This window comes from Haloprofundus halobius (assembly GCF_020097835.1).
Classification (GTDB): Archaea; Halobacteriota; Halobacteria; order Halobacteriales; family Haloferacaceae; genus Haloprofundus; species Haloprofundus halobius.
In genome coordinates, this window is record NZ_CP083666.1 from 24,625 (window position 1) to 39,540 (window position 14,916).

The window sequence follows — 14,916 nt, forward strand, 5'->3', positions numbered from 1 at the left end:
TGGTCACCATGAGTAGTTCCCTCATCCAGCTGAAATCGTTGACTCGGCGTGAAATCCTCCGGTACGTCAGGCGTCCGTACAACACCTTCCTGCCCCCGATAATCACCAATACGTTGTACTTCGCCGTGTTCGGTGTCATCTTGGGCAGTCGGATCGGGGAGATTGCAGGCGTAAGTTACATCCAGTTCGTCTTGCCCGGCCTCGTAGTATTGGGAGCTATCTCAGACGCCTTCGAGAACGCTTCTTTCTCCATTTTCCATGGTAGGTGGAACGAATACATCGATGAAGTGATTGTGTCTCCCATGTCCCACCGGAATATCGTAGCCTCCTACGTGACGGCAAGTGCCCTGAGAGGGATAATCACCGCCGTCATGATTGTCGGTGTAGGGTTGGTTTTCACCGATGTTCCGTTGACGAACCCGCTGTACCTAATCAGCTTCATCCTGATTATCACCACCCTGTTCGGTGGTCTTGGAGTCATCGGCGGTCTGTGGGCAACTGACTTCGACTACCTGACGGTACTCAACCAGTTCATTCTCCGACCGCTGGTCTTCTTCGGTGCGGTGTTCTACTCGCTCGACGTCCTCCCCCCACTCTGGAGAACTGTTTCGCTGTTCAACCCGATGGTCTACATGGTGAATGGCGTTCGATATGGGATGATTGGAGTCACGGAGATAGACCCGAATACGTCTCTTGCAGTTCTCTCTACGGCAACTGCGGGTGTACTCTTCATCGACTATCTACTATTCAAACGGGGATATGGAATAGCTGAGTAGGAGAACAGGTGAATTGTATGAGAACTTAGTAAGACAATTGTCGAAGTGAGTAGAATACACAAACATACTGTGAACTACCCAACCCTCGATGAACTAATACAGTATAAGATAAACAGCACCGTGCGCGAGCGAGAGCGTGAGAGCGGACCGGAGGGAACACCAGTTAGAACATTGAGAATTCTCCCCATAGCGACATATTGGTAACTCCGTCAGAGAAATTTTAGTTCCCTGTCTGCAATGTAATCAATTTTAACGTGTCTGTGTGGCGCTGTGAGGGGCTTCAGTCAGTCCCGAGGGAAAAGCATCATCCAGACCTTCAAATTGATTCTGAGCAATCTGTAGGCTTCTGAGTAGTTGGACGAACTGCCGATTTTTCGGTGTTACGGGAACCGAGTAAACAGGCAGTATGGAAGAAACGGACTGAGAACATAGTAGAGGACAGCTAATGGTTTTAGACACATCGAGCGGTGAGTTGTTACCCGACCTCGATGCGTCGAACCGCTTCTATGTTTAACTCGGTGTTGGCCTTTGCGGTGCGTAGGGCCAACTACTCTGAGAGAGAAAGGAAAGGGGACTACAGGGGATAGGATAGGGAGTGTTTGAATGATCTTTCTTCGAGAGGGAAAGGAAAGGGGACTACAGGGGAGAGGAAAGAGAGAATCGGTATCCGGGTAGTACCGAACAGCTACCTTTCACAACTACGCTAAACCCCCAATTAGTGACAGTTTGACGAGGCCGTGCTGAATACAGAGCGCGAATTTCTCAGTCCAGTTCCTTCTGACGGGCATGCTCGACCAATTCCTCAAGCGCGGGAGAGAGTGAAAATCGAATCGTGCCCTGTCGGCGGTCGTACTCACAATTTCTCGTCTCAGCCAGTTGTGGAATATGGTTGTGATGCAAGTCGATTTTGACATTCTCTCGCGGTGGTGGGTTGTCCGTGCCAATTCCAGCGGCTTCGTATGTCCGAACTGCGTTGACAGCCGCTTCAAATTCGGCGACAGTATCATCGAGAGATAGTAAGAAATACATCAAATACCGACGGCGAGGACTGGCCAACAGGTCACAAACGCTATTGAGTTCCTCAGTAACGACTTGGTTGCGCGTTACCGAATCAGAATCAAGATTTCCGTCATCTGAATTTGTTCTCTTGTTTGACATTTCCCTTAATAAGTGAACGGGCTAACTTATATAGTTATGCTCTACTTTTCACACCTCTGAATTGGGTAAGATGCCGTGAGTATGAGCGGAACTAAAGCCACTTTTACAGAAATGGTTTCCAGCCGCCAGTTTTGAATCCAGCCCACGTGAGGGAACCACCGATGAATGCGAGGACGAAACCTAACACGGGGTTTGCGTTTGGAGGAAGTATCATATTGCCCCCACCAACCCCAATGGGATACCCGATAAACGCCAATGGTCCGCCGAGAATAACAGCGACGGCAAAGCCCCCAATAGTGGTGAGTCCGGGGACGGTTGCTATGACATCGAGCATCTGCTGGCCTTGATCGGTGGAGTTCGGTAAGGATTGAGTAGCGCGGGAAAATGCTCCGACAACCGCCTGTACGATAGTAGCCACAACTGCGCCCTCAAGGAAGCCAGCAGTACGTTCCGGTGGTGACGGATTCCGATTCACCTTCGAATATCATCACGATATTTGATACGTCTTTCCCCGTATTGAGCGGAGTCCGAACGGGAGTTAGAATTTCAGTATGTTTTATATACTAACAAGTTTTGGAGGATTGCATGGGATTCCTCAACTTCCTCGGTGGAGCGGTAAAGGTACTGGCAGGAGGGGCTGTATTCCTTCTGTGTATGTTCTTGGCGAGCGCCCTAATGGCAGGGGGAGAAATGCTCCTTGCTGTAATCGCCTTCGTGATTGCCATGGTAGGCGGTCTGTATGCTCAGTACCATCGAGGCCGACAACCCCAAAGAATACGCTAACTCTCAACCGGTCGGTTGGAACAGCCGGGACTTCTCTTTCGCATCGTTTTTCGACTGCTGTAGGTAGATGAGAGTAGTATCGAGTTCGTCGTGCCCCAATAATGTCTGTAGCGACCGAATGTCGATACCTGAGCTAATCGCCTGCATAGCAAACGAGTGACGAAGGGTGTGAGCTGTGACCTTGTGGATTCGACGTCCGTCAGAGTATTCGCTAATCGTCTCTTGGAGGCCTGCTCTTTCTGCTGTCTCTTTCACCATCTGGTTGAGGTACTCCCCTGAGATGTGGATACTGTCATTCGTTGGGAATAGATAGTCCGACTCTGCGGCGTAAGTCATGCTCTCTCGTCCTCCATAGTCCAGCCATTGCGACAATTGGAATCCGATGTACTCCTCGTTGTAGGAAACGATTCGACTGTTGTCTGTTTTCCGGGGTGGTATGAAGATCGAGTTGTCCTCTCTATCGACGTTTTCCAGCTTACAGTTCGCCAACTCACCACGTCGGAATCCGCAATTGAACAGCAGTTTGATGATTAGCTCGTTCCGGAGTCGGGGAGCGGGAACCTCTTCAATGAGTTGGGCCACTTCGTCAGGCTTGAGGTAGGGGTATTCGTCTTGCGTTGTACCCTGTAGGCCTTCTTTCTTCTTGGTGTCTCCCCGGAGTAGCCGCTTATCCTCGTCGTCAAGACCGTCGTACGGATTCGACGGGACGTCCGGCATTTCGTACCGTTCGGCGAGCTTGTCCATGTCCTGATAGAACTTCGAGATAGCAGAGACACGTTGGCTGATAGTCGTCGGAGCCATTCCCTCGTCTGTCAATTCCTCTATAAATACGAGTAAGTCCACAGAGTCAGCATCCCAAATCTGCTTACCACGGGCCTCTATAAGCCACTCTCGCCAATTACGGACGTGACCGACGTACCTTTTGACGGTGGAGTCTGCCGAGTTACGACTTCGACGACGTTTGAACCGCGGAAGTACTTCCTCAAAATCCATCAGTCAACCCTCCGGTAATACGTGGGACCGGGGTCTTCGGGCGTTCCTACACGTTCCACCATGCTCGTCTGGTCAGATAACCGGGATAATGCGTTTGCGACGTCCTGTATATCCCGGTCAATGCGTTCGGCTACCTCCTCGTCAGAGATCGACTCAGACGGCGGGAGAGCTTTGAATATCTCGTTTTTCAGGTTCGTCTTTTCGGAGGCATTGACTTCCTGCTCCAAGTTGCCAACACGCTGGTCTAAGCTGTTGAGGGTGGACTCCATCCGAGCGAGGGTATCTGTGACCTTCTCTAAGGCCTCTGTGTTGGCCTCTGCGGTGCGTGGGCCAACCGCTTCAGTGTCTGTCCCATCGTCATCAGAAAGTTCGTGTGCGACGGCAGTACGGATTAGAGCAGAGAGACTGGAATACTCCGGGGATTCGGCTACAGCATCGTCCCACTTCTGTTTCTGTGCCGGGGAGACTGTGAGATTGACGCGCTTTCGGTCAGCCATTTCACTTCGACCGACACACCACCGTTGAATAAAACTTGTGTAAGACAGATGCGGAACGAGTACAATCCACGAGGCGCTCACTTCGCCGCTGTCGTACTCGCAGATGGTGTGGGCGTACACGCTGTCGAGCGCGCTCCGCGGCGTCATCGTCGGTATCATCATCTCGGCGGTCGGCGCGGTGTTCACGAGCGTCGGCGTCACTCGACCGCTGTACCTCGTCGCCTTCGCCGTCGTCATCACGGTGCTGTTCGCCAGTTTCGGCATCGTCGGCGGCCTCTGGGCCGACGACTTCGACGACCTGACGATGATGAACCAGTTCATTCTTCGCCCGCTGGTGTTCTTCGGTGGCGTCTTCTACGCGCTGGAGAACCTCCCCGACGGCCCGTTGCAGACTGCGACGCTCCTGAACCCGATGTTCTACATGGTCGACGGCGTCCGCTACGGCTTCCTGGGAACCTCCGAGGTCGACCCGAATCTCTCGCTCGGCGTGCTGACGCTGATGGCGGCCGCGATGGTCGGCGTCAACACGGTACTGTTCGAGCGCGGCTACGGGTTGACGGACTGACGAGCGTCCGCGGCGAGGGGCGTATTTTATCCCGCTTTCGACCCCTCACTTTTCCCGCTGGCTCCGGTACGTCCCCGTGAGATGTACGACAGTATCCTCGTCCCTACCGACGGAAGCGACGCGAGCAACGCCGCCGTCGAACACGCGGTCGATATCGCCCGAGTTCGGGATTCGACGGTCCACCTCCTGCACGTCGTCGACGTCGGCACCGAGATGTCGGCGGCGGCCTCCGGTCAGGTCGCACAACAGCTCTCGGACACGCTCGAACAGCAGGCCGACGACGCGCTCGACGAGGCCGTGTCGCGCACGGCGGACGCCGGTGTCGACTACGAGCGGGTGCTTCTCGAAGGGAACCCCGACTCGGCCATCGTCGACTACGCCGAGGAGAACGCCGTCGACCTGGTCGTGATGGGCGCGACCGGTCGTTCCGGCCTCGCGGAGAAGCTCCTCGGGAGCACGACCGACCGCGTGATGCGGTCGATAGAGGTACCGGTCATGCTGGTCAGAAGCGAGAACTAGCTTTCGGCGTCGGTGTTCCGCTCGCTCGCTCGCCCGCGACGCCGGTCGAGCGCCTCCATGACGGGGCTGGCGCTCACCCCGTGGACGACGACGGAGACGAGGACGACGAAGCCGACGAACGCCCAGAGCGCGTCCGCGGCGACGACGAGCTCCCGCTGCCGGAAAGAGGCGTGCGCCAGCGCGTACGAGAGGTAGTAGAACGAGCCGATGCCGCGGATACCGAAGAAGGAGATGACGGCGCGTTCGGGCAGCGGCGCGGACGTGCCGGCGAACGAGGCGACGCCCGCGAGCGGTCGAATCACGAACACGAGCGCGAGTCCGAGCAACGCGAGCGGGAGCGTCAACGGCGCGAGGAGACCGCCGACGAGCGCGCCACCGAAGAGTACGAGCACGGTCGACAACAGGAGTCGTTCGACCATCACAGCGAAGTCGTGGAGTTCGCGGTAGTAGTCGTGCTCCCACTCGAAGTGCCGGAGCGCGAGCGCGGCGACGAACACCGCGATGAAGCCGTAGCCGCCCACGAGTTCGGCCAGTCCGTACGCGAGAAGGGTCGCCGCCAGCGCCTCGGCACCCGCGGTCACCTCCGCGAGTTGGAGCGTCGCGGGCGCGCGGAACACCGTCCGCGCTATCACCTCGCCGACGAGATAGCCGACGACGACGCCCGCCGCGATCTTGTAGAGCACGTCGACGAGTACCCAGTCGAGGAGCCACGCCCCGTCGGCGGAGAGCGCCGCGGCGACGACGATGGCCAGGTTCGTGAACGGAAACGCCAGTCCGTCGTTGAGACCGGCTTCGGAGGTGAGCGCGAACTGGACGGTCCCCCACTCGTGTTCGGGCGCGTGTTCCTCCTCTAACTCGGTGAGCGGCGCGCCGGCCCCGATGTCGGCGGCGAGGACGGGGTCGGTCGGCGCGACGACTGCCCCGAGGAGAATCGCCGTCGCCGGGAGCAGTCCGACGACACCCCACGCCAGGAGCGCCATGGCCGCAATCGTGAGCGGCAACGCGATACCGAGCAGTCGCCACGTCGAACTCCACGACCGCCAGTCGAACGGGCGGTCGAGTTTCAGCCCCGCACCCATGAGCGAGACGATAATCACCAGTTCGGTGAGCCGTTCGGTGACGACGGCGTTGCCGATGGGGTCGACGGTCGCCACGCCGGGCACCGAGAACAGAACCGCGCCGAGACCGACGTAGATGATGGGAAACGAGAGCGGCCGGCGTTCGAGCAGTCGGGGTAGTGCGACCGCTCCCAGCAGCGCGAGCGCGACGACTATCAGGGCGATATCGTAGGCGCTCATTCGGGAGACGTACCACGAGGACCGTGAAAGAGCCTCGGCGAACCCCTCTCGACGAACCCACGGAGCGAGGCGACCCGGCGGTGCGGACCGTCCTCGGAGGGGACGTATCCCCCGCGCGGGAGGTGCGAATCGCCATGTCGCTCGATGGCGTAACACACGGTATGCACCATCACCGATGCAATCTCTGCGGGCGAAATTTCGAGATTGGTGAAACGCTGCGGACGCACGTCGAGCGGCGACACCCCAAACGGGACGTTCGCTGGTGGGTCGTCGCCGAGAACCCGGAGAAGGACCTCAAGTTCAGTCGGTAACGGCCGGCGGCGAGTTCGTTGAACCCGTCGAGACGAGCCCGAACGCTCCGCCGACGCTCGTCATCGAACCGTCGCCACCGTCACTTCACCGGAACGGCATATTTCGAATCGAAACGCTTTGTTAGCCGTACGCACATCACCGAGCATGACCGTGACAGTCATCCGTAACGCGACGATTCACACGGCGACCGACGAGGGAACCGTCGAGGGCGACATCCTCGTCACAGACGGCAAAATCGCGGGCGTCGGCGACGTCGAAGCGCCCGAGGACGCCGAGGAACTCGATGTCGACGGCGCGCACGTCACGCCCGGCCTCGTCGACGCGCACAGCCACGCGGGGATGGCCGAGTGGGGCGAACCCGAAGACGGCGACTTCAACGAGGGGACTGATTCCGTAACGCCGCACGTGAGCGCGCTCGACGGCTTCCACCCGCGCGACGAGGAGCTAAAGCACGCCTTCCAGAACGGCGTGACGAGCGTCTCCGCGCGGATGGGCTCCGGTAACGTCGTCGGCGGCGTCATCTGCTCGATGAAAACCTACGGCCTGACCGCCGACGAGATGCTCATCAAGGAAGACGGAATGAAGGCCGCGATGGGCGAGAACCCCAAGCGGTTCCACGGCGAGCGAAAGGACCGCCAGCCCTCTACTCGTCCCGGTGTCGCCGCGACGCTCCGACAGGCGCTGATGGACGCCGAGGACTACGTCGCCAGACGGACGAAAGCCCGCGAGGAGGACGAGCCGTTCGACCGAGATCTCGGGCTGGAGAACCTCGGACGCGTCGTCGAGGGCGACCTGCCGCTACGAGTCCACGCCCACCGCGCCGACGACATCGTGACCGTGTTCCGCATCGCCGACGAGTTCGGCATCGAGGACCTCTCCATCGAGCACGCGACCGAGGGTCACCTCGTCGCCGACGAGTTCGTCGAGCGCGACGTGCCCGCGGTCTGCGGGCCGTCGCTGTACTCGGGCGCGAAGTACGAACTCAGAAACATCACGTTCGAGTCGCCGGGAATCCTCCACGATGCAGGTGTGAAAGTCGCCATCCAGACCGACGCGCCCGTCCTCCCGCAGCAGCACCTCGACGTCTGCGTGGGTCTCGCGGTGCGCGCCGGACTCCCCGAGGAGGCGGCGCTCGACACCGTGACGCGGAACGCCGCCGAAATCCTCGGCATCGAGGACCGCGTCGGCACGCTCGATGTCGGCACCGACGCCGACATCGCCGTCTGGGACGGGCCGTTCTACGAAGTCGGCACGAGCACGCAGCACGTCTTCGTCGACGGCGAGCACGTCTTCGACCGCGAGCGCGACGACGTGGATCCGCGAGAGGCGTACGGGTGGTGAAGCGGCGGGTGCAGAGCTAGTCCCACTTCTATCGCTTCCATATCCTCTCGACTGACTTTCGACTCGGAGTGAGAACACACCTACATACGTCCAGTTGCAACAGCGGCCACGGACGAACCGTCGAAACGCGCCGCTGTACCGCAGACACCGACGTCCTCACCGAAACCATGAACACAGACACCGGACGGCCCGCGAACACCGCGACAAACCGGGACCGACTGACGCGTCTCGGCAAGTTCATCCTCGTCGGCGTGTCCAGTTTCGTCGTCAACCTCGTGGTGTTCGCGCTCGTCACACCGCTTCTGTGGTACCTGGTGGCCGGATCGCTCTCGTGGCTGGTCGCGAACCTCTCCAGTTACAACCTGAACCGGTGGTTCACCTTCGACGACACCGGCCGGAGTTACCTGCGGGGGTACGCTCGGCACCTCTCGGTGTACTCGGTCGGCTTCGTCGTCTACCTCGCGGCGCTGTGGCTGTTCGGCCTCGTCGTCGGCAACTTCGCCGCGCTCGGACTCGCCACGGCGTTCAGCGGCGTCGTGAACTTCGTCGGCAGCGAGTTCTGGGTGTTCAGCACCGGTTCCTGAGACGCGCTCGCCTCGATTATTCTCACCCGCCGCCGCTCACTCCCGCCGGTCGGACGGCTCCTCGGCGGGACGTGCGAGTTCGAGACCGAGCGACGGGAGCGGCGGCGCGCCGTCGCGCCACCACCGGAGGAGACCGACCGCCGTCACGACGAGGCCGAAGGCGACCCCTGCAGTCAGTTCCAACTGGAGGAAGAACTCGAGAATGCTGTAGTCGTACTCGGGTTCGTCGACCGGAATCAGCGGCCAGACGAGGAAGGCGAGCACCTCGACGTTCCCCTGACCGAGTTGCCAGAGCGTGTCGCCGAGGAGGTGCGAGGCGTAGCCGACGACGAACGCGTCGCCGACGCGTCGGTAGTCGAATCGGCGGGCGACGAACAGCACCGCGAGCAGCAACGGGACCGCCACGAACAGCGTGTGTGCGAGGGTCCGCCCGCCCGGGAGCAGCTGAAACGTCCACGAGAGCGGCTTGTCGACCAGGTCGGGAAACTGCGTGCCGACGGCGAGCGCGCACGTCGCCGCCAGTCCGGACGGGGGACCGACGCGGCAAAACTGGAGGCCGTACGAGTAGAGGAGGTAACCGAGAGCGGCGTGACCCCACGGGAGCATCGCCGACGACTACGGCGGTTCGCGGGATAGGCGCTTCGACACGCCGCCCGGGTGGGCGACCCCTCGACGCCGCCCCGTCCAGCGCGCGACGGCGAAGAGCAACGTTCTTTTCGGTGCCCTCTCGCGGTAGTCCATGGACCGAGACCTCCTCGTCGCGCTCGTCGTTGGCGTCGTGCAGGGCGTCTTCGAGTGGCTCCCCATCTCCTCGGAGGGCAACATCGCGCTCGCGCTCACCGCCGTCGGGAGCGACCCGACGCAGGCCGTCCAGTTCGCGCTCTTTCTGCACGTCGGCACCGCCGTCTCCGCGACGGCGTACTACCGCGACGAACTCCGGGCGGTGCTCGCCGAGCTCCCGAAGTGGCGACCGAACGCGGCGTTCTCGGCGACACCGACGCTGTCGTTTCTCGGCGTCGCGACGCTCGCATCCGGCGTCGTCGGCGTCAGCGCCTATCTCCTGCTGGTCGAGGCGGCGTCGGCGCTGACCGGCGGACTGTTCGTCGCACTCGTCGGCGCGCTGCTCGTCGTCACCGGCGTTCTCCAGCGAGTCGCCTCGGGGTTCGAGTTCGCCGGGCGCGACGCGCCGGACCTCGTCGACGCCGTGCTCGTCGGCGTGCTGCAGGGACTGGCCATCCTGCCGGGCGTCTCCCGGTCGGGCGTCACCGCGAGCGCGCTGCTGTTTCGCGGCCACGACGGTCCCGAGTCGTTTCGGCTCTCGTTTCTGCTCTCGATTCCGGCGGCGCTCGGCGGCGGTCTCATCGCCGTACTGCAAGACGGATTGGCCGACGTGACGCTCGCAGAAGCGGGCGTCGCACTCCTCGCGGCCGCCGTCGTCGGCTACCTCTCAATCGACGCGCTGATGCGGGTCGTCCGACACGTCTCCTTCTGGGCGGTCTGCGTCGGACTCGGCGCGCTCGCGCTCGTCGGCGGTGTCGTCGTTTCGCTCTGAGCGCCGTGTCGGGTCGCCTTCTCGGTCGTTCGATGCAGCACACGAAAGCCCGCTGTCTCGCTCCTCCGTGGGTAAGATTCGCATATCCGGAGTCGGAATTCATATCTTGCTGGTCGGTGTGCGTGGGAGTATATGCAAACGCTCGTGCTCGCCGCCGGGCAGGGGACGCGGATGCGCCCCCTCACGGAGAGCCGTCCAAAGCCCATGTTGCCGGTCGCGGACCGACCGCTCGTCGCCCACACCGCCGACGCCGCCGTCGCGGCCGGAGCGTCCAAACTCGTCCTCATCGTCGGCTACGAGGCCGACGAGGTCCGAGAGTACTTCGGCGCGGAGTACGCCGGCGTCCCCGTCGAGTTCGCCGTTCAGGAGGAACAGCGCGGGACCGCCGACGCGGTGCGCGCCGGTGCCGAGTATCTCGACCCCGGTCCGTTCGCCGTCCTCAACGGCGACGCGCTGTACGACCACCCCTCACTCGAAGCGCTGTACGACGACGGCCCCGCCGTCGGCTCCTACCGCGTCGACAACCCCAGCGAGTACGGCGTCCTCGACATCCGCGACGGCAACGTCCGCGGCGTCATCGAGAAACCCGAGAACCCGCCGTCTGACCGCATCAACACCGGTGCGTACAGCTTCCCCGCCGAGGCGCAGAACTGGCTCGACGTCGAGACCAGCGAGCGGGGCGAACTCGAACTGACTGACGTACTGGCCCGCGCCTGCGAGGAGAGCGACGTCACCGACGTCCCCTTCGACCGATGGCTCGACGTCGGTCGGCCGTGGGAACTGCTCGCGGCCAACGAGTGGAAGGTCGACGAACTCGAACGGGATATCCGCGGCGAAGTCCACGGCGGGGCGGACCTCCGCGGCGACGTCGTCGTCGAGGAGGGCGCGGAAGTCGACGCGGGCGTCGTTATCGAAGGCCCGGCGCTGATTCGCTCGGGCGCGTCCGTCGGCCCGAACGCCTACGTCCGCGGCGCGACTGTCGTCGGCGAGGACGCGAAAGTCGGCCACGCCGTCGAGGTGAAAAACAGCGTCTTGATGGAGGGCGCGACGGTCGGCCACCTCTCCTACGTCGGCGACAGCGTGCTCGGTCGCGACGTGAACTTCGGTGCCGGAACCAAGGTGGCGAACCTCCGCCACGACGGCGCGGACGTCAAACTCACCGTCAAGGGCGAGCGCGTCTCCACGGGTCGCCGGAAACTCGGTGTCATCTGCGGCGACGAGGTGAAGACGGGAATCAACGCCAGTCTCAACTCGGGCGTCGTCCTCTCGGAGGGCGCGGCGACGAAACCGGGCGAGTCGGTCACGCGCGACCGATAACGTAGCGGCCAGACGACGCGACCCGACCGGGCGAAACGCGTCTGACGGACGGCGCGCTGTTCTCGCGTTCGTTACAGTCCGGCTATCCGAGGGAAAGCAAAGTTCATCCCGCTCGTTGCGGACGCCTCTTACATGTCTATTCAGTCGGCAGTCGTGCTCGCGGCGGGGGAGGGGCGACGTCTCCGGCCGCTGACGAGAAACCGCCCGAAGCCGATGCTCCCGGCGGCGACCCGGCCCATCATCGAGCACGTCTTCGACGCGCTGTTGTCGGCGGGCGTCACCGACCTGCACGTCGTCGTCGGCTACAAGCGAGAGCGAGTGCAGAACCACGTCGGCCCGCTCTACGAGGGCGTTCCGGTCTCCTACCACGTTCAGGAGAAGCAACTGGGCAGCGGGCACGCGCTGTCGCAGGCGGCCGAGGCGGTCGGCGATGAGTTCCTCGTCGTCAACGGCGACCAGGTGGTCGCGCCGCAGTTAGTCCAGGACGTCGTCGACGCCCACGACGGATACAGCACGCACGAGGACGTCACGGCGACGCTCTGCGTCGTCGAGAGCGAGCGCGCGTCCAGATACGGCTCGGTCAAACTCGACGGTGACCGGGTGGTCGAACTCGTCGAACAGCCGAGAGAGGGGCGCTACCGTCTCGTCAACGCGGGCGTCTACGCGTTCACGTCGGCGATATTCGATACCCTCGCGGAGACCCCGCCCGTCGACGGAACGACGGCGCTGCCCGACGCTATCGCCCGCCTCGTCGACAGCGACGCGGCCGTCCGCGGCGTCCAGTCGTCGGGCTACTGGACCGACGCGACGTACCCGTGGGACCTGCTCGCGGCGACTCGCCGCCTGTTGGCCGACGGGGCGAACGTCCTCCGGCCGTCGGCGGCCGACGGCACGACGGCGGACGCGGGCGTGCGGCGCTACGGTGACGGGGTCTGGGTCGCCTCCGGCGCGCGGGTCCACGAGAGCGCGACGCTGCAAGCGCCCGTCGTCGTCGCCGCCGACTGCGAGGTCGGCCCCGGCGCGGTCGTCGGCCCGAACGTCGCCGTCGGCCAGAACGCCACCGTCGAGTCCAACGCCGTCGTCGTCGACTCCATCGTCGACGAAGACAGCCGCGTCGGGCCGAACTCGACGCTCGTCGACTGCGTCACCGGGCAGGCCGTCTGGGTCGGCCCCGCCTGCGTCGTTAGTGGCGGTCCCGGCGACGTCCGGGTCGACGCCGAGATTCATGAGGGGAAGCGACTCGGCGCGGTGCTGGCCGACCGCGTCCACGCCGAGGGCGACGTGAGCTTCTCGCCGGGGACGCTCGTCGGGTCGAACACGATGCTTCGGACGGGGACCACCGCCTCAGGTGTCGTCGAACCGGGTTCGGAGGTAGTGCGCTGATGTGCGGCATCATCGGCTGTGTCGGCCGCGGCGACGAGACGCTCGACGTGTTGGTCGAGGGGCTGTCGAAACTGGAGTACCGCGGCTACGACTCGGCGGGCGTCGCGCTCTCGGACGGCGACATCGACGTCGACGTCGTCAAGCGGGCGGGCGAACTCGACGCGCTCCGCGAGGCGCTCTCGAAGCGCTCGATCAGCGGCCACGTCGGCATCGGTCACACCCGCTGGAGCACTCACGGGCCGCCGACCGACGAGAACGCTCACCCCCACACCGACTGCACCGGCGGCGTCGCCGTCGTCCACAACGGCATCATCGAGAACTACGACGAACTCCGCGACGAGTTGGAGGCCGAGGGTCACGAGTTCAGAAGCGACACCGACACGGAAGTCGTTCCGCACCTCGTCGAGGCGGGAATCGCCGCCGGCGAGTCGCCGGAGCTGGCGTTTCGTGCGGCCGTCGAGCGACTCTCGGGGAGCTTCGCGCTCGTCTGCGTCGTCGCGGGCGAGGACGCCGTGTTCGCCGTCCGTCAGGACTCGCCACTGGTGGTCGGCGTCGACGACGGCAGCTACTACTTCGGTAGTGACGTGCCCGCGTTCCTGGCGCACACAGACCGCGTCGTCTACCTCGACGACGGGGAGTTCGCGACGCTGCGGCCCTCGGGGTGGACGGTTCGCGACGAGACGGCCGCCCGCGTCGAGAAATCCGTCGAAACCGTCGACTGGAGCGTCGAAGACACCGGCAAGAGCGGCTACGACCACTACATGCTCAAAGAGATACACGAGCAACCGCGGGCGCTGCGACAGTGTCTCTCCGGGCGCGTCGACGAGCGCCGCGGCGAGGTGACACTGCCGGAACTCGACAGCTTGGAGACGCCCGAGAGCGTCCACCTCGTCGCCTGCGGCACCTCCTACCACGCGGCGCTCTACGGAGTGCAGTTGTTCCACTCGCTGGGCATCCCGGCGCAGGCGTTCCTCGCAAGCGAGTACGCGACTGGCGTCCCACCGCTTTCGGACTCGCTCGTCATCGGCATCACCCAGAGCGGCGAGACGGCTGACACGCTGTCGGCGTTGCGGGAGGCGCGCGCCCGCGGGGCGCAGACGCTCGCGGTGACGAACGTCGTCGGCAGCACCGCCGCCCGCGAGTGCGACTACGCGCTCTACATCCGCGCCGGCCCCGAGATCGGCGTCGCGGCGACGAAGACGTTCTCCTCGCAGTTGGTGTCGCTCAACTTGCTCGTGGAGTATCTCGCGGGCGACCGCCGCTCCAGCGAGGAGCGCCGCGAGGTGTTGCAGACGCTGCGCGACCTCCCGGGACGGATCCAGCAGGTGCTCGACGAGTCGACGGCCGAGGAGATCGCAGACGAGTATCTCGGCGGCGACGGCTACTTCTTCATCGGTCGGGGGTTGAACTACCCGGTCGCGCTGGAGGGGGCGCTGAAGTTCAAGGAGATCACGTACGAACACGCCGAGGGGTTCGCCGCGGGCGAGTTGAAACACGGGACGCTGGCGCTCGTCACCGAGCAAACACCGGTGTTCGCCGTCGTCACCGGCGAGGACGTCCCCGCCCAGAAGACGCTCGGCAACGTTCGCGAGGTCGAATCCCGCGGCGCGCCCGTCATCGCCGTCACCGACGACGACCAACTGGAGCGCTACGCCGACGCGTCGCTGCGTGTTCCCTCGGGGTCGGCGCGCGTCGCACCGGTGCTCGTGAACGTCCAGTTGCAGTTGGTCGCCTACTGGGTGGCGAACGCGCTCGGACGGTCGATAGACAAACCGCGGAACCTCGCGAAGAGCGTGACTGTGGAGTGAGGGCCGTCGAACCGTTCGTCGGTCGAACGA

General features: G+C 63.2%; 15 protein-coding genes and 1 pseudogene. 10 read left to right on the forward strand and 6 right to left on the reverse strand.

Features of this window, described 5'->3' with window-relative positions:
* The first annotated feature begins 8 nt into the window (after positions 1–8).
* A complete protein-coding gene (locus LAQ74_RS00130) occupies positions 9–776 on the forward strand; it encodes an ABC transporter permease (protein WP_224333756.1) in 768 nt (255 codons plus the stop codon).
* 762 nt (positions 777–1,538) lie between these two features.
* Here the strand turns inward: LAQ74_RS00130 and LAQ74_RS00135 are convergent.
* The 4 genes from LAQ74_RS00135 to LAQ74_RS00150 all read right to left on the reverse strand — a co-directional run bounded on the left by LAQ74_RS00135 (position 1,539) and on the right by LAQ74_RS00150 (position 4,207).
* Positions 1,539–1,934 carry a DUF7344 domain-containing protein gene (locus LAQ74_RS00135; protein WP_224333757.1) on the reverse strand — a complete coding sequence of 132 codons (396 nt, stop codon included), beginning with the start codon at positions 1,932–1,934 and terminating at the stop codon, positions 1,539–1,541.
* A 103-nt stretch (positions 1,935–2,037) separates the two neighbouring features.
* Positions 2,038–2,268 carry a hypothetical protein gene (locus LAQ74_RS00140; RefSeq protein ID WP_224333758.1) on the reverse strand — a complete coding sequence of 77 codons (231 nt, stop codon included), beginning with the start codon at positions 2,266–2,268 and terminating at the stop codon, positions 2,038–2,040.
* 452 nt (positions 2,269–2,720) lie between these two features.
* Positions 2,721–3,710, reverse strand: a complete 990-nt coding sequence (locus tag LAQ74_RS00145) for a tyrosine-type recombinase/integrase (protein WP_224333759.1) — start codon at positions 3,708–3,710, stop codon at positions 2,721–2,723.
* A complete protein-coding gene (locus LAQ74_RS00150) occupies positions 3,710–4,207 on the reverse strand; it encodes a hypothetical protein (protein ID WP_224333760.1) in 498 nt (165 codons plus the stop codon). The genes LAQ74_RS00145 and LAQ74_RS00150 overlap by 1 nt, the downstream gene beginning before the upstream one ends.
* A 64-nt stretch (positions 4,208–4,271) precedes the next feature.
* Here LAQ74_RS00150 and LAQ74_RS00155 point away from each other — a divergent pair.
* Together LAQ74_RS00155 and LAQ74_RS00160 are read left to right on the forward strand one after the other, a co-directional pair.
* Positions 4,272–4,772 (forward strand): annotated as a pseudogene (locus LAQ74_RS00155) (ABC transporter permease); the annotation flags it as partial.
* An 81-nt stretch (positions 4,773–4,853) separates the two neighbouring features.
* Positions 4,854–5,291, forward strand: coding sequence for a universal stress protein (locus LAQ74_RS00160; RefSeq protein ID WP_224333761.1), 438 nt, complete (start codon positions 4,854–4,856; stop codon positions 5,289–5,291).
* On the opposite strand, the gene LAQ74_RS00165 is transcribed toward LAQ74_RS00160, so the two are convergent.
* Positions 5,288–6,589 (reverse strand): cation:proton antiporter, encoded by a 1,302-nt coding sequence (locus LAQ74_RS00165; RefSeq protein WP_224333762.1) that lies wholly within the window; start codon positions 6,587–6,589, stop codon positions 5,288–5,290. The genes LAQ74_RS00160 and LAQ74_RS00165 overlap by 4 nt on opposite strands.
* Positions 6,590–6,750: 161 nt before the next feature.
* Between LAQ74_RS00165 and LAQ74_RS00170 the strand changes: the two genes are divergently transcribed.
* From LAQ74_RS00170 to LAQ74_RS00180, 3 genes are all read left to right on the forward strand, one after another.
* Positions 6,751–6,900, forward strand: a complete 150-nt coding sequence (locus LAQ74_RS00170) for a hypothetical protein (protein WP_224333763.1) — start codon at positions 6,751–6,753, stop codon at positions 6,898–6,900.
* Positions 6,901–7,045: 145 nt separating this feature from the next.
* Complete coding sequence (locus LAQ74_RS00175; RefSeq protein WP_224333764.1) at positions 7,046–8,242, forward strand: amidohydrolase family protein; 1,197 nt, start codon at positions 7,046–7,048, stop codon at positions 8,240–8,242.
* Positions 8,243–8,409: 167 nt separating this feature from the next.
* Positions 8,410–8,826: a GtrA family protein gene (locus LAQ74_RS00180; protein ID WP_224333765.1), complete on the forward strand. Its 417-nt coding sequence runs from the start codon at positions 8,410–8,412 to the stop codon at positions 8,824–8,826.
* A gap of 36 nt (positions 8,827–8,862) precedes the next feature.
* Here LAQ74_RS00180 and LAQ74_RS00185 read toward each other — a convergent pair whose 3' ends face one another.
* A complete protein-coding gene (locus LAQ74_RS00185; protein ID WP_224333766.1) occupies positions 8,863–9,432 on the reverse strand; it encodes a metal-dependent hydrolase in 570 nt (189 codons plus the stop codon).
* 133 nt (positions 9,433–9,565) lie between these two features.
* Here LAQ74_RS00185 and LAQ74_RS00190 point away from each other — a divergent pair, with 133 nt between their 5' ends.
* The 4 genes from LAQ74_RS00190 (at position 9,566) to glmS (ending at position 14,886) form a co-directional block, all read left to right on the forward strand.
* Positions 9,566–10,378: an undecaprenyl-diphosphate phosphatase gene (locus tag LAQ74_RS00190; protein WP_224333767.1), complete on the forward strand. Its 813-nt coding sequence runs from the start codon at positions 9,566–9,568 to the stop codon at positions 10,376–10,378.
* A 132-nt stretch (positions 10,379–10,510) separates the two neighbouring features.
* The gene (gene glmU, locus LAQ74_RS00195) at positions 10,511–11,695 is read left to right on the forward strand and encodes a bifunctional sugar-1-phosphate nucleotidylyltransferase/acetyltransferase (protein ID WP_224333768.1); all 1,185 of its coding nucleotides are present in this window, start codon (positions 10,511–10,513) and stop codon (positions 11,693–11,695) included.
* A gap of 132 nt (positions 11,696–11,827) precedes the next feature.
* Positions 11,828–13,078 (forward strand): sugar phosphate nucleotidyltransferase, encoded by a 1,251-nt coding sequence (locus LAQ74_RS00200; protein WP_224333769.1) that lies wholly within the window; start codon positions 11,828–11,830, stop codon positions 13,076–13,078.
* Entirely contained in the window at positions 13,078–14,886 is a 1,809-nt protein-coding gene (gene glmS / locus LAQ74_RS00205; RefSeq protein ID WP_224333770.1) for a glutamine--fructose-6-phosphate transaminase (isomerizing), read from the forward strand. The genes LAQ74_RS00200 and glmS overlap by 1 nt, the downstream gene beginning before the upstream one ends.
* Positions 14,887–14,916: the final 30 nt, after the last annotated feature.

What these genes read in the sequence shown, in the direction of transcription:
- LAQ74_RS00145 (WP_224333759.1), bottom strand. Translation starts at nt 3,710, where the DNA reads ATGGATTTTGAGGAAGTACTTCCGCGGTTCAAACGTCGTCGAAGTCGT.
- LAQ74_RS00140 (WP_224333758.1), bottom strand. Translation starts at nt 2,268, where the DNA reads ATGCTCGATGTCATAGCAACCGTCCCCGGACTCACCACTATTGGGGGC.
- LAQ74_RS00130 (WP_224333756.1), top strand. Translation starts at nt 9, where the DNA reads ATGAGTAGTTCCCTCATCCAGCTGAAATCGTTGACTCGGCGTGAAATC.
- LAQ74_RS00185 (WP_224333766.1), bottom strand. Translation starts at nt 9,432, where the DNA reads ATGCTCCCGTGGGGTCACGCCGCTCTCGGTTACCTCCTCTACTCGTAC.
- LAQ74_RS00170 (WP_224333763.1), top strand. Translation starts at nt 6,751, where the DNA reads ATGCACCATCACCGATGCAATCTCTGCGGGCGAAATTTCGAGATTGGT.
- glmS (WP_224333770.1), top strand. Translation starts at nt 13,078, where the DNA reads ATGTGCGGCATCATCGGCTGTGTCGGCCGCGGCGACGAGACGCTCGAC.
- LAQ74_RS00150 (WP_224333760.1), bottom strand. Translation starts at nt 4,207, where the DNA reads ATGGCTGACCGAAAGCGCGTCAATCTCACAGTCTCCCCGGCACAGAAA.
- LAQ74_RS00165 (WP_224333762.1), bottom strand. Translation starts at nt 6,589, where the DNA reads ATGAGCGCCTACGATATCGCCCTGATAGTCGTCGCGCTCGCGCTGCTG.
- glmU (WP_224333768.1), top strand. Translation starts at nt 10,511, where the DNA reads ATGCAAACGCTCGTGCTCGCCGCCGGGCAGGGGACGCGGATGCGCCCC.
- LAQ74_RS00180 (WP_224333765.1), top strand. Translation starts at nt 8,410, where the DNA reads ATGAACACAGACACCGGACGGCCCGCGAACACCGCGACAAACCGGGAC.
- LAQ74_RS00160 (WP_224333761.1), top strand. Translation starts at nt 4,854, where the DNA reads ATGTACGACAGTATCCTCGTCCCTACCGACGGAAGCGACGCGAGCAAC.
- LAQ74_RS00200 (WP_224333769.1), top strand. Translation starts at nt 11,828, where the DNA reads ATGTCTATTCAGTCGGCAGTCGTGCTCGCGGCGGGGGAGGGGCGACGT.
- LAQ74_RS00135 (WP_224333757.1), bottom strand. Translation starts at nt 1,934, where the DNA reads ATGTCAAACAAGAGAACAAATTCAGATGACGGAAATCTTGATTCTGAT.
- LAQ74_RS00175 (WP_224333764.1), top strand. Translation starts at nt 7,046, where the DNA reads ATGACCGTGACAGTCATCCGTAACGCGACGATTCACACGGCGACCGAC.
- LAQ74_RS00190 (WP_224333767.1), top strand. Translation starts at nt 9,566, where the DNA reads ATGGACCGAGACCTCCTCGTCGCGCTCGTCGTTGGCGTCGTGCAGGGC.